Here is a 16,538-nt window from a genome sequence, read left to right on the forward strand (position 1 = left end):
CTTACCTCCGTTCCTCCATGTCAATTATCAATCAACTTGAAACTGAATATTTTAATCAGGAAAGTAAACTGTTCATTAATGCCGAGCATCAGCAAACATTAAATATGGCTATTTTAGTTTGCCTGAAGCTGTATCAGATGACCAATAAATCCGAATACCTTGCCGAAGCTTTCAAATACACTGAGAAAAGTAAATCTGCCGTTCTCCTTTCCTCCTTAAAAGATATTCAGGCAAAGATTTTCGGAAGTATTCCAAAAGAGTTGACAGATAGAGAAAGAAAATACAATGAAGATATTTCTATTTATAAAGAACTGATTTCAAGGGAAGAAGAAAAGCTCAAACCGGATACTCAACTGATTCAGACCTGGCAAAATAAAATATTCAGTTTAAATCAGAAAAAAGAAGAATTATTTTCAATTTACCGCAAAAAATACCCTGCTTATTATCAGTCACTTTATCAGGAAAACATTATTTCTCTTAAAAAGTTACAATCAAGGCTGAAAAGAAAACAATTACTTGCCGAATATTATCTCAATGACACATTATTAATTACTTTTTTTATCGATAAAAAAAGCGCCTCCATAAATATTCAAAAAGCTGACAGTACTTTTTACAGCAATTTAACAGTTTTAAGGCAGCAGTTAAGCAACAATAAGTTTGATGATCATGCATTTGAGAATTATCTGAGTTTTGTGAATTCGGCCGGTTATTTATATCAGAAATTACTTGGGCATTATAAGCATATTGGTCATTTCAGCCAGTTGCTTGTTGTTCCACACGACATTCTGGCTTTAATTCCCTTCGAAGTGCTTCTGACAAGCAATAACTACAAAAAAAATACTCCCGATTACCGAAAACTCGACTATCTTATTCGTCAGCAAAATGTTGTTTATGCCTATTCTTCAACTCTTGCATTCCTGAAACTTAGTAAGCATCATAAAAAATCAGCCCGTACCGTACTTGCATTTGCCCCATCATATAATGATTATCAACAGGCTGGAATCAGGGCACTACCTCCCGGCCTTCAATCACCTGATATGTTATCTCCATTGCCGGGTGTTGAAGAAGAAGTCAACAATATCAATAAATATTTCCGTTCAGAGATAATTAGCGGAAAAGAAGCAACGGAAAGTAATTTTAAAGTTAAAGCCAATGGATTCAGCATATTACATTTAGCCATGCATACCCTTGTGGATAATGAAAACCCACAGTATTCCAAATTGATATTTTCATACCGGCAGGATAGTATTGATGATGGATTTTTAAACACTTATGAGCTCTACAATCTTAACCTTAACTCTGATTTGGTTGTTTTATCTGCCTGCAATACCGGTTTCGGAAAGGTCAACAAGGGAGAAGGTGTGATGAGTCTCACACGTGGTTTTCTTTATGCAGGTTGTCTGAATATCGTTATGACATTATGGCCTCTGGAAGATCGCTCCGGGGTAACTATCATGGATAATTTCTATAAAAACCTGAAAAACAATAGGGATGCTGGTGTTGCATTATATAAATCAAAGATTGAATATCTTGACCACGCTGATAAATTAAAAGCTCATCCTTATTTTTGGGCCGCTTATGTTACGATTGTCAATCAATCTTCTTCCGGTTCAAATAATTATCTACATTGGATTTTATTGATCATTCTTGCAGCAGGTTCTGTATTTACTGCTTTTATGATCAGAAGAAGAATAAAATTCTCACTTTAATTTCCGGATAATTTCCTTTGCCTTTTCACTATAGGTACTGTCTTCGTTGACAATTTCAGTAAAAACAGCCAAAGCCTGATTGGTTTCAAAGGTTTTCAGATAACACAAACCCAGATACCATTTGGCCTGCTCCACATACAGGTTGTTCTGATGATCAATCACCAGTTGAAAAGATTTCTTTGCTTCACTGATGCGGTTAGTCTCAAAACAACTGATGGCATAATAAAAATGAGCCTGAATGTTGGTGTAATCCAACTGAAAATAAGCCAAAAACTTATTGACAGCGGATTCATAATCCTTGTTGGAATAAGACACCAATGCATCAGAAAGCAGTTTTTCAGTCTGACTTTGAGCAGAACGGCTGATTCCTTCGGCCTCGTATGGAGTATAGTATTTACTGATTAATGCTTCGTTACTGACAGGGCCATTGTTGATATATTTTGCCCCAAAAGTAACAATCAGTGTAATCGATGCCGCAACAGCGAGATACTGCCACTTAGCCGAAAACAATTCATGCCGAAACTTACGGTGAAGTTTAAGTTCACCATTAATATCCGTCATTTTTTTCCTGAGCTCAATGACATCTACCTCACTCAAAGCCTTGTCGATATTGATATGCATCAATACTTCCCTGGCAAAGTCGGCATCTGTCTCAAGTCGTCTTTCAAATTCCTGATGTTCAGCTTTAGTCAGTTCTCCATTCAAGTATTTTTCGATCAGTTCGGTCAGTTTGTTTAACTGTTGCATCTTCTCACTTTTATTTGTAGATTATTTTTTCATAAATAAGTCATTCTTTATGTTTTCTATCAGTTTTTCCTTGCATTCAAATTTTCTCTTTTTAGCATACTGTTCAGTTTTGTATCCCATAATCTCAGCAATTTCTTTCAACGGCACCTTTTCAAGAAAAAGTCTTAAAACCCGCTGACAATCTTTATTCAGCCTGCTAAAATGATACTGATAAAGTTTGTACTCATCATTTGATTCAATATTCGAACCAATAATACTGACAAACTCACTCATATCATTCTCAGGAAAATCTTCCCCTCTTATCCGTCTTTTTTCCAGTTGCTTCAGCCACAGGAGCTTACATATTGAGAACATAAAAGTTCCAAACGAACAGGTCAGCACCAGTTGATCATCCTTTATTTTTTTGTAAAGAATGATGATGGCTTCCTGGAAAATATCCTGGGCATCTTCTTCATTCCCGTTGTTTTTCCTGATAAAATTTCTAATTATTTCAAAGTACTTTTTATAAATGTACCTCAGTACATCGTTATCATGATTGCGGATACCGGCTATCAGCTCATCATCCGACAAATCATTTGATACTTTTATTCTCTTACCATTTAAAAGGTTACCCAATTTCAGTTCTGTTGTTGTTAAAAAATATTATTACCGGCTGCAAAATTCAAAAAGGTTACCCAAATATTTTCAAAAGTTTTCCCCAAAACTAACAATTATTTAGCCGCTTTTTGTGAATTGAGTCTGAATTATTCCAGCGACCAGCAGCAACATGGCAATAATAAATGCCACGGTAAATCCGAAATTCTTGTAAATGAATACCCCTGCAAAAGGAGCAATACAACCTCTTATTCCTGTAAGTGTCAGGTGAACTGCCTGATAAGAAGCCGCTTCGTCCGGGCTACAGAAATAAGCTGACCCAATGCTCCAAAGCAAGCTCATTGTACTGGCAAATAATCCATAAGAAATACCGGCAATAATAAGCATCAGAACAATCCGGATATCAAAAAGCACCCAGCCTTTGTCGATATATTCGGATAGTGCGGTAAACAGAATATAGAAAAACATAAAAATGAAGGTCATACTGGCAAACCTCTGAATTTTCATTTTTCCAATCAGATTCCCGAAATATGGCAGTGTCAATATGGCAACTGTATTGTAAAAATTCTTGTAAAATGCTGTACTTGAATAATTAAGATGTAAAACCTGATCGTAAAAAATAGTAACAAGCACATTGGTAATCATAAAAGAAAAACCATAAAGCATAAAGGCGATCTGAAAGTTTAAAAAAGCTTTGTTAGATTTAAGAACTGACCAAGAGTTTGAAAAAGAATCCCTGATAACCTGCAGCAGGCTTTTACGCTCAAACTCAATTATTGACGTATCAACTCTTATTTTACTGAGAATATAAAAAGAAATGATACCAAGAATTCCCATAAAAGGATAAATATATCTGAAAGCAGTAAGGTCGAAATCGAGTAAAAGCCCGAAAAGAAAGGTAATCACCAACATGACGATTTTATTCCCCATGGTTGACAATCCATACAGTTTCCCAAAATTCTCGTTGCTGTAATTGGCTTTTAAAAACAGGTTAATAAGTGGTAAAACCACCGGTTGAAATGAATAGAAAAGAAAAAATATAAGGAGAAAGATATAATGGTACCAGATGTTATTTGCAATAGTTCCGGGATCAGCAGGATAAAATATCAACAACAGCAATGGTAATCTGGTAACAAAAGCGGTATAAATAAGAAGTTTTCTTTTGTTTTTATAGCGCTTTAAAAATTCATGTGAGAATACAGAGAATATGAGTACAAATACCGTTGTAGTAAATAAAATACTTAATAAAAACTCAGAGCCTTTCATGCTTCTGATGAAAATATATTCATTCAGTGCAAGTAATCCAAGAATTACACCTTCCAGAATCGAATGCAGAAAATGAAGCCGGAAAGTTTTCTTTTCAACAAATGTCAGATTACGCAGGATTTCAAACTGATATATCATGCATCAGGTAAAGAAACAATTGTAATTAAAGCTTCAGAAATAAAGAAGCAGAGGACAATTTGAAAAAGAGAAACCCAATTCTCAGGAACATCTACATTTCCACAACCTCTGTCCATCCATATTTGTCTTCAATCTCACCGTATTGGATGCCCAGCAGTGTCTTGTACAGCTTTGTTGACCAAGGACCAGCTTCGGTTCCATTTCCAAACAGATATTCTTTACCGGTTTTGTCGTCAACAATACGTTTGATTGGAGAAATGATAGCAGCAGTTCCACAAGCTCCTGCCTCATCAAATTCTGAAAGCTCTTCGACCGGAATCGGACGTCTTTCAACTTTCATCCCAATATCTTCGGCAATACGGCAAAGGCTTTTATTGGTAATGGATGGCAGAATGGTAGGAGAATCAGGTGTAATATAGGTATTACCTTTAATTCCAAAAAAATTGGCAGGACCTGCTTCATCGATATATTTTTTTTCTTTTGCATCAAGGAAAAGGACATTGGCAAATCCGCCATCATGTGCTTTTTTCATAGCCCGTAAACCTGCTGCATAGTTACCTCCAACTTTAATATGACCGGTTCCTAAAGGTGCTGCACGGTCAAATTCTTCTGTCAGAAGGAAACTTACAGGTTTAAATCCTTCTTTAAAATAAGGGCCAACAGGAGTTACAAATACCAAAAACAAATATTCTGAGGCAGGTTTTACACCTACTTCCGCACCCGAACCAAACAACAAAGGACGAATGTAAAGTGAAGCTCCGGTACCATAAGGTGGAACATATTTCCTGTTCATTTTAACAGCTGTCCAAACAGCTTTTTTAAATAGTTCTGCAGGAACTTCTGCCATCATGATACCATGAGATGAACTTGCCATACGTTTACAGTTTTCTTCCCACCTGAAAACCCGTATCTTCCCATCAACACCACAAAAGGCTTTCAAACCCTCAAAACTTTCCTGACCATAATGCAATCCTGTGGCAGCAATATGTACAGAAATGTATTCAGAGCTGCTTATTTCCAGCTCTCCCCATTGTCCGTTTCTGTAGTATGAGCGGACATTGTAATCGGTTTTAAAATAACCAAAGGGTAATTCTCCCCATTTTATTTCACTCATATTATTCATTTTATTGGTTTATTTCTGCTAAAACAAAATTCTGAACGGTTCAAATATATGTATTCTTTACATTCAGCTAAAATTTTAGCAACAATTTTGTGAACCACTTCAGCATTTTCCTGAAACAACTGAATGTGCATCTGTCAGATTCATGAATATCTTTGTTCCTGAATTATTGTTTTAATCATTGACTGCTTTCATTTAAAGCATTTATTATTTAACTGACAATATTTAATTATGGACAATATTGAAATAAAACTTAGAATAAGCCGGAATGATCTTCTGGGCTATTTCATTGCCTTTTCAACTGTTCTGACAGGAGGAGGAATGGCTGCTATAATGTTTTTACTGATGGATAAAGGAGAAAACATCATGCTAACAGGAATGCTCATCTGGTTGTTTTTTACACTAATTATTATTTTTGTTGTAGCAAGGATTTATCTAAGGCCCGTATGTGTCTTTCGGTTTTACGATGATTATTTTATTCAGTATTTTCCGGCTACAGGTAAAGAAGTCAAACATTTATATGAAGAAATAAAAGAATATGAGGAGAATACATTCGTTTACAGTCAGCTTGATTCTGTCTATTTTATGGTCAGATTTACCAATCAAAAGAAGAAACTGGTGGTAACCCGCGACCCGTTATCTGAAGAAGCAGCAAAAAGATATGATGAATTCACGCACATGTTCAGGGAATGGGATAAAAAGAATTCAGCAAATACCAATTAATCAGGGATATTGTTCTAAATTTAGTGTTTTACAAAACAGCTTAATTTTCTTAAAAAAGAATAAATTGTATGTTAAATGTTGCGTTATTCGGTCCACCGGGAGCTGGTAAAGGTACCCAGTCCGAGTTTTTAATTAAGGAATATAAACTTTACTATATTTCGACAGGGGAATTATTAAGAAAAGAAATTGCCAACCGGACAAAACTTGGTCTTGAGGCAAAGAATGTCATTGAAGCAGGGGGACTGGTTTCTGATGAGATCATTGTTCAGATTATCGAAAATACCATTACAGGCAATCCTGACTCACGTGGTTTTTTATTTGACGGATTTCCAAGGACATATATACAAGCTTATATTCTCGAAGGGTTAATGATAAAACTGAATACTTCCCTGAGTTGCCTGATCAGCCTTGAGGTTCCTGAAGAAGTTTCAGTACAGCGCTTGCTAAACAGAGCAAAAATTTCAGGGAGAAGCGATGACAATGAAATAGTGATCCGAAACCGTCTGAAAGAATACAGGGAAAAAACAATGCCTGTATTAAACTTTTACAAAGAAAAAGGAATTTGCCACGAAATAGACGGAACACAAAGCATAGAAGACGTAAGAGAAGAAATCCGAAAAATCATTAAGGAAGTGCTGAGCAAGAGGCTACTGAACATTGTCATTTTTGGCTATCCCGGTTCAGGAAGGGGTTCTCAGGGGAAAGCCCTTGCTGAAAAATACAACCTTGAATATGTAGCCACCGGCCCTATGCTTGATGCCGAAATAAAAAACAATTCAGCAATTGGCAGGAAAATTAAAGAATTGTATGAAAGCGGGCAACTGGTTCCGGATGAAATTGTTGTTCAACTGATAGAAAAGAAAATAAGCAGCACAAAGGATGTAAAAGGTTTTATCTTTAAAGGATTCCCGAGAACTCTGGTACAATCCTATATTCTGGATGGATTGCTTAAAAAACATGGATCTTCGATCTCACTTGTGATTGATATTGAAGTACCTACGCTTGAACTCATCAGCCGGCTCGATGCCCGTAGCCGCACCGACAGATGCATGCCCTATGATACCAGCACGGAAAAAATTGTCAAACGCCTTCAGGAACACGAGAAAAAGACTATTCCTGTCATTGAAAAATACAAACAAATGCATGATGTAGTAAACATTAATGGAGAGGGAACATTTGAAGAAGTATTCTTACGCCTTTGCGAAGTAATTGAAGAAAAATTCAAAAACCTGAAATAATTTTATTGACCTGAATTCATCTTCTGGTATTAATTCATAACTTTGATGAAATTTTTAAAACTGTAAAACTGTATCTATATGAAATCTGTTTATCTATTTGCATTGCTACTAATCGGAAGTATGATGCTTTTTTCGGGTTGTCCTGTCGGAACCGATTATCCCCCCGACAATCCCGGCTCAAAATCAATTGATAAAAAATTATTGGGAACATGGATTAACAACAAAGAAGATGCAGATATTCAGAAAGTTGTCATTTCGAAAGGGAGCAATAATTCTTATGATATTGAAGTGCTTGAAACCGGTGAATATTACATGATGAGCACAAAAAAATTTACCGGATGGGTAACCACTATCGGAAAAGAAAAGTTTTTATATGCAAAACCTGACGATGAAGACAAATACTATGTCTATCACTATACGCTCAAAGGCAAAAACAGCTTTGAATCATCAGACGTAGGTCTGTTGGTCGGAGGCATTGATGCAGTTACTTCCATTGAAGCTTTTCGTGCTGAAATTGAGGCCTCTATGAAAATGGATGATTGTTTTTCGGATTTTATCACGTGGACAAAAGTCAAATAATCATAGCGGATATTGTTTTTGCCTGATACATTTCACCCACGCAGCTATTGCATCAGTCAAATCATAAAAAAACCCGTCAGAAAGCCATCTGACGGGTTTTTTGATTTAATTGCCAAATTATTATTTCAGAATAGCTTTTGAAATCACGATACGCTGTACCTGATTGGTACCTTCATAAATCTGGCACAGTTTGGCATCACGCATCATCTTTTCAACCATAAAGTCGCGTGAATAACCATCTCCACCCATGCACTGAACAGCATCGGTGGTTACCTTCATAGCTGTGTCGGAAGCATACATTTTCGACATGGCAGATAATTTTCCCACTTCTTTCAGTCCACTATCGTAACACCAGGCAGCGTACCATGTTATCAGTCGAGCTGTTTCAATGGCAGTAGCCATATCAGCCAACATAAAAGCAATGGCCTGATTGGCTGCAATGGGTTTTCCAAACTGAATCCTGTTTTGTGTCCAGTCTCTTGCTCTCTCAAAAGCAGCTCTTGCACAGCCAACACTCAGAGCGGCAACCCCTGTTCTTGTACGATCAAATGTCTTCATGGCGATTAAAAATCCATGTCCTTCCTCTCCTATTCTGTTCTCAACAGGTACTTCTACATCATGAAACAAAATTTCGTTCTGAACGGATGCTTTTTGTCCCATTTTCTGTAATCTCGGTTTAATTTCTATTCCCGGTGACTCTGCAGGTACTACAAAAGCCGAAAGGCTTCTGGACCCTTTTTCAGGATCGGTTATGGCAAATACGGTATGAAAACTTGCTACTTCACAATTGGTAATAAATCTTTTATGTCCATTTAAAATGTATTTATCTCCTTTTCTGATGGCTGTTGATTTTATGCTCTGTACATCTGAACCAGCATTTGGCTCTGTCAGGCAATAAGCAGCTACGGCTTTTTCTTCATTTATTCTTCCGAAAAACCTCTTTTGCTGATCCTCATTGGCAGCAAGCAATAATGGAGTCAATGCAAGGGTATTGGCATCAATACAAATTCCTATACCGATACATCCTGCACCAAGTTCCTCCGAAGCAAGTGCTCCGTCAAGTATACTGTATCCCTTTCCTCCGAATTTTTCCGGAATAGGGCCATTCATCAGCCCTTCCTCATAGGCTGCTTTAACTATTTCCCATGGGAAAACAGCGAGTTCATCATATTTTAAGGCATTGGGAATAATCCATCTTTGTGCAAAATCCCTGTACTTTTCTCTGATTTCAATTTGCCTTTGGGTAAGTGAAAAATCCAACATTTTTACCTCCTTAAATAATTTTATTAAAATTTAAACTATTTTTTCGCTTACGAAAGTAATTAAATTAAATAAACCGTAAACGTTTTTTCCAAAATGATTTTTTTTCAGAAAATTTGCACCTTACATTTAATTGAAAATCATGAAGAAAATTAAAGAATTAAGGCAATATAATTCCAGAACTGCCGATCCGCTGACTGAACCTTCCAACTGGTATTTACGGGCTATTACAAGGTTTGATGAAAAGGAAAATATTGTTGAAGAAATTATTTATGAAAACGAAAACACACTGGAAAGTAAAACTGAATACCGCTATGACGATCAGCAAAGACTGATTGAAAAAGTTGTTTATCTTTCTGAAAATGAGGTTGGGGAAAAATTTTCTTACACCTATAATGAAAACAATCAGTTGGCCACAGAGACACAACATTATGCTGATGGCTCTCAAACTGTAAGAATTTTCAACTATTCTGATTCAAGAATAACAATAACAATAAATGATGAAGAAGGGTCACTGGAAGGGCAGGAAATTAAACTTCTTCAAAATGGGAAAATAACAGAAGAAATTACTCTTGATGAAGATAAAAATGAGACCTCTCATTTATATTATACCTTTAATGATGCTGGGCTGGTTGAATCAAGAATTGAGAAAAATGCAGCAGGAGAAGTGGAGTCGCTGAGAAAATATTTATATAACGAAAGGAATGAAATGATTGAACTGACCGAACTGACAGGAGACGGAGAGCTCATCAGCCGAAGAACTTTTGAATATGATGAATTCAACCGTCTTGTGCAGGAAAATATTGACGGATATTCTGTCAATTATACTTACAATGAAAACGGGAAACGCAGCAGGGAAGAAATTATTAATCCGATGCAGATCATTGAATCCTTCACCGACTATGAGTATGAAGGCGACAAAGTGATCAGAACCGTTTCATGCAACAAAGGGAATCTGATGGGACACGACTCATCTGGAAAATCGATCAGGTCAGCTTATTTAATTTCGAAATTCGAATACGATTATTATCCTGATTCTGAATAATTTACCTGTTTTTCCTCTCCTCTTTCTTTTTCTGCTTCAGATAATTCTTATCCGGTACAATTTCCATTTTCACATTCCATTTCTTCTCCAGATCAAAACGCTGTCCAACTATAGCCAGCGGTATTGCACCTATTATAGCTATTGGAATTCCTACAGACATGATAGTAACGCCCATTATGACCAAAATAAATGCCCCGCAAGCATCTGAATTCACTATGGAATATCCGTGAATAACCAGATATGCTCCATAACCGGTAACCAATGTTCCGCTGATCAATAATACTTTGCCGGTGGTTTGAACAATTTTCAAACCCGTTGATTTTGCGCCTATTTTTGTGAGACTGTCAAAACTAATTGAAGTTCCGTTAATTACAATTCCTTCTTCGGTGATCTGTTCAATCCTGCCTTTGTTTTTTGATTTATCTCCTTTGACCCAGTAAGTAATTTTTTTATTCTGTTTAATAAACTTTTGTTTATCCTTTGACTTATGTATGAAAACCAATATGGTATCCTGAGGGATTTCTATCTGAGCATACGTAGGAAGAGGAATGATAAACAACGATGTTAAAAAAAGCAATAACGTCAGCCCGGTTTTATTCTCCATCAACAATCAATTAAAAATGTTAAACAAAAAGTAAGACAACAAATTTAAAAAAATGTTGATAAATTATCTCCGATTTTCAAAATATTTCTTACCTTTATACCTTGAAAAAAAATTGATAAAATTTAGTTAATCAAGGAATTTTAAAGAAAAAGGAGCGACTATGGATGTATTTACACCTTTATTTGTAGTTTTTGGATTAAATATTGACACTTTCTTATTGGTTGTTATCATTATTGTTGCCATTCTGGCAGGAGTCGGAATTTTCCTGATGGCTCAAAATGTACGGCCAATTACAGGTTTTCTCCTGCTGATTCTTGCCCTGGCATTGGTTATTGGTGTCAGTTATGATGCAAAAACTATTAAAAAAGAATTAAAGCGAACAATTGAGAGATTTGTAAAGTAGCTTAAGATATTGAATTACTGCAATTAAGTTCAGTATCTTAAAATTTCATTAAAGTATTTTTGCTTTAATGTTTTGAGTTTTTCAATATCTGTTTTTTCCCAGAAAATTCTGATGAGTTCCCATAGTTCGCCATGATAATACATACTTCCCATTGCAGCATCAAAATCCTTGAAATCCCAGTTATTTCTGATTGAGATGGTCATTTCCTTAAATTTATTCCATGACAGTGGTTCAGGGATGGCAATATAAGCCATGTTTTCTTCTTTGTCAACAAACAGATTATCACCGGCCACATACATTTCAAAAAATTTCTTCACTGTAATAATCGCTGATTCATCTATTTTTCTGTATTTCCTGAATTCAATTCCTTCTGCCCTGAAACAGTTTTGAATTTCTTCAATCAGCTCAAAAGAAGGCAGGTTTTTAATTCTTATGCCATGCATAACACTTTTTGCTTCAATAATAGCTGAAGCAGCATCAAAAGGATGAGGAAAATATGACCTGATTTTTTTTGTCAAACGCGCAATAATTTCACGCGACATAGCGGATCGTGTCATTAAAAAAATGCTCTCAGGTTTTTTAAACTCAGGCACCTGATGATGATAGCCCGGAAAAGGTTCAATAATTTCAAGCACCAACGTATTGGGTGAAATCTTGTACTCGACATTTCCAATTCTTTCTTCTTTAATAATGGTCCCTGTCGTTTCAAAGTAATTTTTTTCCATTTTCCTTAATTTTTTAATTATTCTAAATAGCATTAAGAAACACAAATATACGAATTCCCGGATGACTAAATTTAAAAAAATCACTAAAGAACAATTTTATTTTTGAAAATTATTTTCCAACGGGCATTATTTTCGCATAACCAATGGGCTTAGAAAAATAATATGCCACATCAGGAATCAATAATTTTCTTCCTTTTCATTGCCGGGATTTTCTTGTTACTCATGTTTGACCTGGGTATCTTCAATAAAAAATCTCATGTCATTAAATTCAGGGAAGCCATTATCTGGACATCCGTATGGATTTCGTTGGGGATAGCTTTTTATCTCTTTATTTATTTTAAGGGAGATATAATACATAGCATTTCTTCAAATGAAGACATTACCCATAAAATAAATGAATATCATCATTCTATAAAAATGACGGATGATTTCAGCACCAACCTGAAGGCTTACAGAAAAGCAATTTCACTTGAGTACCTAACCGGTTACCTGATTGAATATGCTCTTTCCGTTGACAATATTTTTGTGATGATTCTGATTTTTTTATCATTCGGAGTTGATCCCAAATATTATAAAAAAGTATTGTTCTGGGGAATTTTGGGAGCAATTGTGATGAGGTTTATTTTTATCTTTCTCAGCTCTGCCCTTATTCAGCAATTTAACTGGATTTTATACATATTTGGCGGATTACTCATTATCACCGGAATCCGGATGTTTATTCAACGTAATGCTGAGGAAAAAATTGAAACCAGCCGGCATCCGGTTGTCAGATTCTCCAGCAGATATTTCAAAATTTTTCCAAGGTATGTAAACGGTCATTTTTTTATTTTTAAGAATAAAAAATTTCTGTTTACACCACTGTTTCTCGTTTTATTGGTGATTGAATTTACGGATGTCATTTTTGCAATTGATTCGGTGCCTGCTATCTTTTCAGTTACCAAAGATCCCTATATTATCTTTTTCTCCAATATTTTCGCTATTTTGGGACTACGTTCGCTGTTTTTTCTGGTGAGCAATGTGATGAATTTGTTTGCCTATCTTAAAATCGGGCTATCTGTCCTACTGGTTTTTATCGGTTTAAAAATGATTTTTCATCACTGGCTCGACCTGATCGGGTTCAGTGTTTCTCACTCCTTATATTTTGTCCTTTTTATTCTTCTCACCAGTATTTTAATGTCTGTTCTTTTTCCACCTAAAAATAAAACCTGATGAGACATGTAAACATAACCATTTCAGGAATTGTTCAGGGAGTTGGGTTCAGATTCTGGGCAAGAAATATGGCTGAAAATCTTGGCATAAAAGGATTTGTAAAAAATCTTCCTGACCAAAGGGTTTATATTGAAGCAGAGGGAGATGAACATTCAATTGATTTGTTCATTGAAAAGTGTAAGGCAGGTCCAACACATGCAAGAGTCAGCAAGATTGAAGTTGTTGATTCTGAACTAGTTAATTTTACAAATTTTATCATCACAAGATAGATTTTAATTTCTTCCCTGCTTTGGCAATGGAATCCAAAATTTTTCTGGTGGTATCGTATTCTATTTCTGACAAATATCTCGGATCAATAAAATTATCTGGTATGGCATTTTTTTCAATAGCATCAAGCTGATTTTTAATTCTGAGCAACATTAACCAGTTATAAGCAAAGTCAAGTTCTTCAAGGTACAGTTTGTCGAGACCAGAAATATTGGCAAGACTTTCAAGCCTTGCTGAAGTATTTATCTCATTTAGCTGAAATTTTAGGGATAATATTCGCACAAGGTTGGTGATATGAGCTATGCTCGTTTTAATATTAAAGGCTGATGGATGCCTGTCTGTTTTCTCAGTGATAATTTTTCCAAAGACATTCACCTGTGTTTTATAAGTCGAAATATCTGAAATTAGTAACTGCAACAATATCTTTGACTTGTACAATTCATTCGCAATATGATTTTTAATTTCTGAGATAAGCGAAGCATCTCCAAAAACATTCCGTACATCAAAAAAAGCAGTGTATTCAAACCTTTCATCATCTCCACCGGAAATAATCCATTTTGTGTATAAAGCTTTCCATTCCTGCAACGACAAACACCATTTCGGATTCATAGCCATCAGATCGCCCGGACACAGGTCAAACCCGGCTTTATCAAGTCCATAACAAATATACTGGCTGAATTGCAAAAAATATTTTTTCACCTCTTCAAGGCGACTAATTTCAACATTTTCAAATACCAAAGCATTGTCCTGATCTGTTTTAAGGGTTAATTCCCGCCTGCCCTGACTTCCTATTGCCAGAAAAGAATATTTGACAGGTGGTTTTCCCAATTCATTTTCTGCCCAGATACATAACTTTTCAACAACCGCATCCGAAACATTTGTTATTAAATCAGTGATTGTCTGATATTTAGATCCTCCATGAATATACATTTTGCAGAGTGTATGGAGTTTTGGTTTCAGGTCTGTCCATTCTTCAGGGGATTTTGAATTTTGGATGGTTAATATCAGTACAGAAGCTGAATTTTGCTGAAGTTGCAAAATATCATTAACCGATACTATTCCAGTAACACTCTGATTATCCCCTGTAACAGGTAAATGGTTTATTCTTTTTTCCTGCATTTTCAGCAATGCCTCATGGACAAGGGCAGATTCGGGCAAACATATCAGAGGAGTTGTAAGAACTTCTTCTGCATAAACATCTTTCCCGAGTCCTTGTGCGAGAACTCTGTCACGTAAATCATGATCCGTTATTATTCCAATGAAGTTATTATCTTTCTTAACCAGAATAGCATCGGTACGATTGATCTGCATGGTTTCGATTAATTGCCCGGTGGTGGCTGAAGCATCGCAAAAGACCACTTTTCTTGCAATAGTTTTCAATGGTTGGTGCAGGAGATAAGAGGAGGATTTGAGATTTAACATCAAATTCTCTTTTTCCAGAATCTTTCGTGCTTCTCCCGATTTATCAATAATCATTCCCTCAATATAGCTGTCATTATTTTCATTATCATGTATTTTAACAGCAGATAATTCAGCAATCAGCTCAGAACCGTTGTTGCTTTTCATTCTGACCTGAAAATTTTTAATAAAGCCTGATAGGATAATATAATGTTCAAAGATTTCCCATTCATTCTGATTTAAAAAGAAGTCCTTTAGCAAGAAAGAAAAAATTTCATTCTGGAAATTAAATCCAAGTATTTCACCAAAAGCTCTGTTAACTTCGAGAAAGTCAGGATTTTCCAGACTGCTAATTCTGAACAGGCCAATATGAACAATATCGAGTAAATCCTTATATTTTTCACGGCTGAGCCCTATTTGTTTCCGGGCAAATTCTTCAAACATGATGTCTTTGGCAGAAATAACCACTGCTAAGCGGTCTTCAATAATTATTCTGGAGCAATTGACAAACATGTTGATAAAAGAGCCATCTTTTCTTCTCAGATGGGCTTCAAAATTTTTAGGTTCTGCCACACCAAGCATCAGATAGCGAAGATATTTATCTCCCAGATACCTGTCAATCTGTTGCTGAGAGATTATATCATGAATATGAAGATGGGGAATGTCTTCATCTTTATAACCAAGCAAACGCTGCATGTTTTTATTCAGATTCAGCCTTAAATCTTCAAAAACCATGATCACTCCTTCAGGATTGGCCTCTGCCAGTGCTTTATATTTTTCAAAAGTTACTTTCTTTTCTTTTTCAGCCAACTGTCTTGAGATTTCAATTTTTAAAGCATGCCGTATCAAAAAAAACATTAATAACAGAACAAATATGAAAATTGCGAGTGATATTTCGATTGTATTCCGCGTCAGCTTTTTAGTTTCTGATCTGATATCATTTAAATAAATTCCTGTTCCAATAATCCAACCCCATGGCTTAAAAATTTTGACGAAAGATATTTTTTCTTCAATTTTTAAAGAATCATCCTGCCATTGCCACATATAACGGATATATCCTTCTCCGCTTTCTGACGTTATTTGTTTAGCTTCCTGAAATAGTCTTTTCCCTTTCTCATCTTTAAAGTTGCCGACATATTTTCCTACCAGGTCTTTTCTGTAAGGATGCATGATCATGACAGGAGTTGTATCGATAATCCAATAATAATCTTTTTTATCTGTACCATACCTGACCTTTGCAAGCTTATCAATAGCATATTTCTGTGCCGAATCTTTTGGTAAAAAGCCAAATAACTCATCATAATAATAAGCATACAGAACGCCCCAGGAAGTTTCAGTAAGCTCTCTGACATGCTGTTTTTTTTCTTCCAGCAGGTTATTACGGGCTGAAGGGATAATGAATATAAACACGAAAATAAAATAGAGTATAATGGCTAATACGGCAGGAATAACTATCCCTGCCATAGAGCCTGAATATTTTTTCCAATTCCGTTTTAATTCGTTAATCATTGGC

Annotated in this window: 16 protein-coding genes; 8 read left to right on the forward strand and 8 right to left on the reverse strand. The window is 35.7% G+C overall.

Annotated elements, in window-relative coordinates:
• Positions 1-1,709: CHAT domain-containing protein (locus GX437_03825; GenBank protein NLJ06782.1), on the forward strand; the 1,709-nt coding region annotated here is incomplete at its 5' end.
• Here GX437_03825 and GX437_03830 read toward each other — a convergent pair.
• The 4 genes from GX437_03830 to GX437_03845 form a co-directional block, all read right to left on the reverse strand.
• Entirely contained in the window at positions 1,701-2,456 is a 756-nt protein-coding gene (locus tag GX437_03830) for a tetratricopeptide repeat protein (protein NLJ06783.1), read from the reverse strand. The genes GX437_03825 and GX437_03830 overlap by 9 nt on opposite strands.
• 21 nt (positions 2,457-2,477) lie before the next feature.
• On the reverse strand, positions 2,478-3,071 hold the full coding sequence (locus tag GX437_03835; protein NLJ06784.1) for a sigma-70 family RNA polymerase sigma factor: 594 nt from the start codon (positions 3,069-3,071) through the stop codon (positions 2,478-2,480).
• 99 nt (positions 3,072-3,170) lie between these two features.
• Entirely contained in the window at positions 3,171-4,454 is a 1,284-nt protein-coding gene (locus GX437_03840; GenBank protein ID NLJ06785.1) for an MFS transporter, read from the reverse strand.
• 91 nt (positions 4,455-4,545) lie between these two features.
• The gene (locus tag GX437_03845; GenBank protein ID NLJ06786.1) at positions 4,546-5,568 is read right to left on the reverse strand and encodes a branched-chain amino acid aminotransferase; all 1,023 of its coding nucleotides are present in this window, start codon (positions 5,566-5,568) and stop codon (positions 4,546-4,548) included.
• 237 nt (positions 5,569-5,805) lie between these two features.
• Between GX437_03845 and GX437_03850 the strand changes: the two genes are divergently transcribed.
• From GX437_03850 to GX437_03860, 3 genes are all read left to right on the forward strand, one after another.
• Positions 5,806-6,297, forward strand: coding sequence for a hypothetical protein (locus GX437_03850; protein ID NLJ06787.1), 492 nt, complete (start codon positions 5,806-5,808; stop codon positions 6,295-6,297).
• Positions 6,298-6,365: 68 nt separating this feature from the next.
• Entirely contained in the window at positions 6,366-7,535 is a 1,170-nt protein-coding gene (locus GX437_03855) for an adenylate kinase (GenBank protein ID NLJ06788.1), read from the forward strand.
• Positions 7,536-7,613: 78 nt separating this feature from the next.
• Positions 7,614-8,114, forward strand: coding sequence for a hypothetical protein (locus GX437_03860; protein ID NLJ06789.1), 501 nt, complete (start codon positions 7,614-7,616; stop codon positions 8,112-8,114).
• Between the two features lie 120 nt (positions 8,115-8,234).
• Here GX437_03860 and GX437_03865 read toward each other — a convergent pair whose 3' ends face one another.
• Entirely contained in the window at positions 8,235-9,377 is a 1,143-nt protein-coding gene (locus GX437_03865; protein ID NLJ06790.1) for an acyl-CoA dehydrogenase, read from the reverse strand.
• Between the two features lie 139 nt (positions 9,378-9,516).
• Here GX437_03865 and GX437_03870 point away from each other — a divergent pair, with 139 nt between their 5' ends.
• Positions 9,517-10,419, forward strand: a complete 903-nt coding sequence (locus tag GX437_03870) for a hypothetical protein (GenBank protein NLJ06791.1) — start codon at positions 9,517-9,519, stop codon at positions 10,417-10,419.
• Position 10,420: 1 nt separating this feature from the next.
• On the opposite strand, the gene GX437_03875 is transcribed toward GX437_03870, so the two are convergent.
• A complete protein-coding gene (locus GX437_03875) occupies positions 10,421-11,023 on the reverse strand; it encodes a hypothetical protein (GenBank protein ID NLJ06792.1) in 603 nt (200 codons plus the stop codon).
• 160 nt (positions 11,024-11,183) lie between these two features.
• Here GX437_03875 and GX437_03880 point away from each other — a divergent pair, with 160 nt between their 5' ends.
• On the forward strand, positions 11,184-11,426 hold the full coding sequence (locus GX437_03880; protein NLJ06793.1) for a hypothetical protein: 243 nt from the start codon (positions 11,184-11,186) through the stop codon (positions 11,424-11,426).
• A gap of 29 nt (positions 11,427-11,455) precedes the next feature.
• On the opposite strand, the gene GX437_03885 is transcribed toward GX437_03880, so the two are convergent.
• Positions 11,456-12,151 (reverse strand): hypothetical protein, encoded by a 696-nt coding sequence (locus GX437_03885; GenBank protein ID NLJ06794.1) that lies wholly within the window; start codon positions 12,149-12,151, stop codon positions 11,456-11,458.
• Between the two features lie 162 nt (positions 12,152-12,313).
• Here GX437_03885 and GX437_03890 point away from each other — a divergent pair, with 162 nt between their 5' ends.
• Entirely contained in the window at positions 12,314-13,360 is a 1,047-nt protein-coding gene (locus tag GX437_03890; GenBank protein ID NLJ06795.1) for a TerC/Alx family metal homeostasis membrane protein, read from the forward strand.
• Positions 13,360-13,629, forward strand: coding sequence for an acylphosphatase (locus GX437_03895; GenBank protein NLJ06796.1), 270 nt, complete (start codon positions 13,360-13,362; stop codon positions 13,627-13,629). The genes GX437_03890 and GX437_03895 overlap by 1 nt, the downstream gene beginning before the upstream one ends.
• On the opposite strand, the gene GX437_03900 is transcribed toward GX437_03895, so the two are convergent.
• On the reverse strand, positions 13,619-16,489 hold the full coding sequence (locus tag GX437_03900; GenBank protein NLJ06797.1) for a CBS domain-containing protein: 2,871 nt from the start codon (positions 16,487-16,489) through the stop codon (positions 13,619-13,621). The genes GX437_03895 and GX437_03900 overlap by 11 nt on opposite strands.
• Positions 16,490-16,538 lie beyond the last annotated feature (49 nt).

The sequence above is a fragment of the Sphingobacteriales bacterium genome (assembly GCA_012517435.1).
Classification (GTDB): domain Bacteria; phylum Bacteroidota; class Bacteroidia; order CAILMK01; family JAAYUY01; genus JAAYUY01.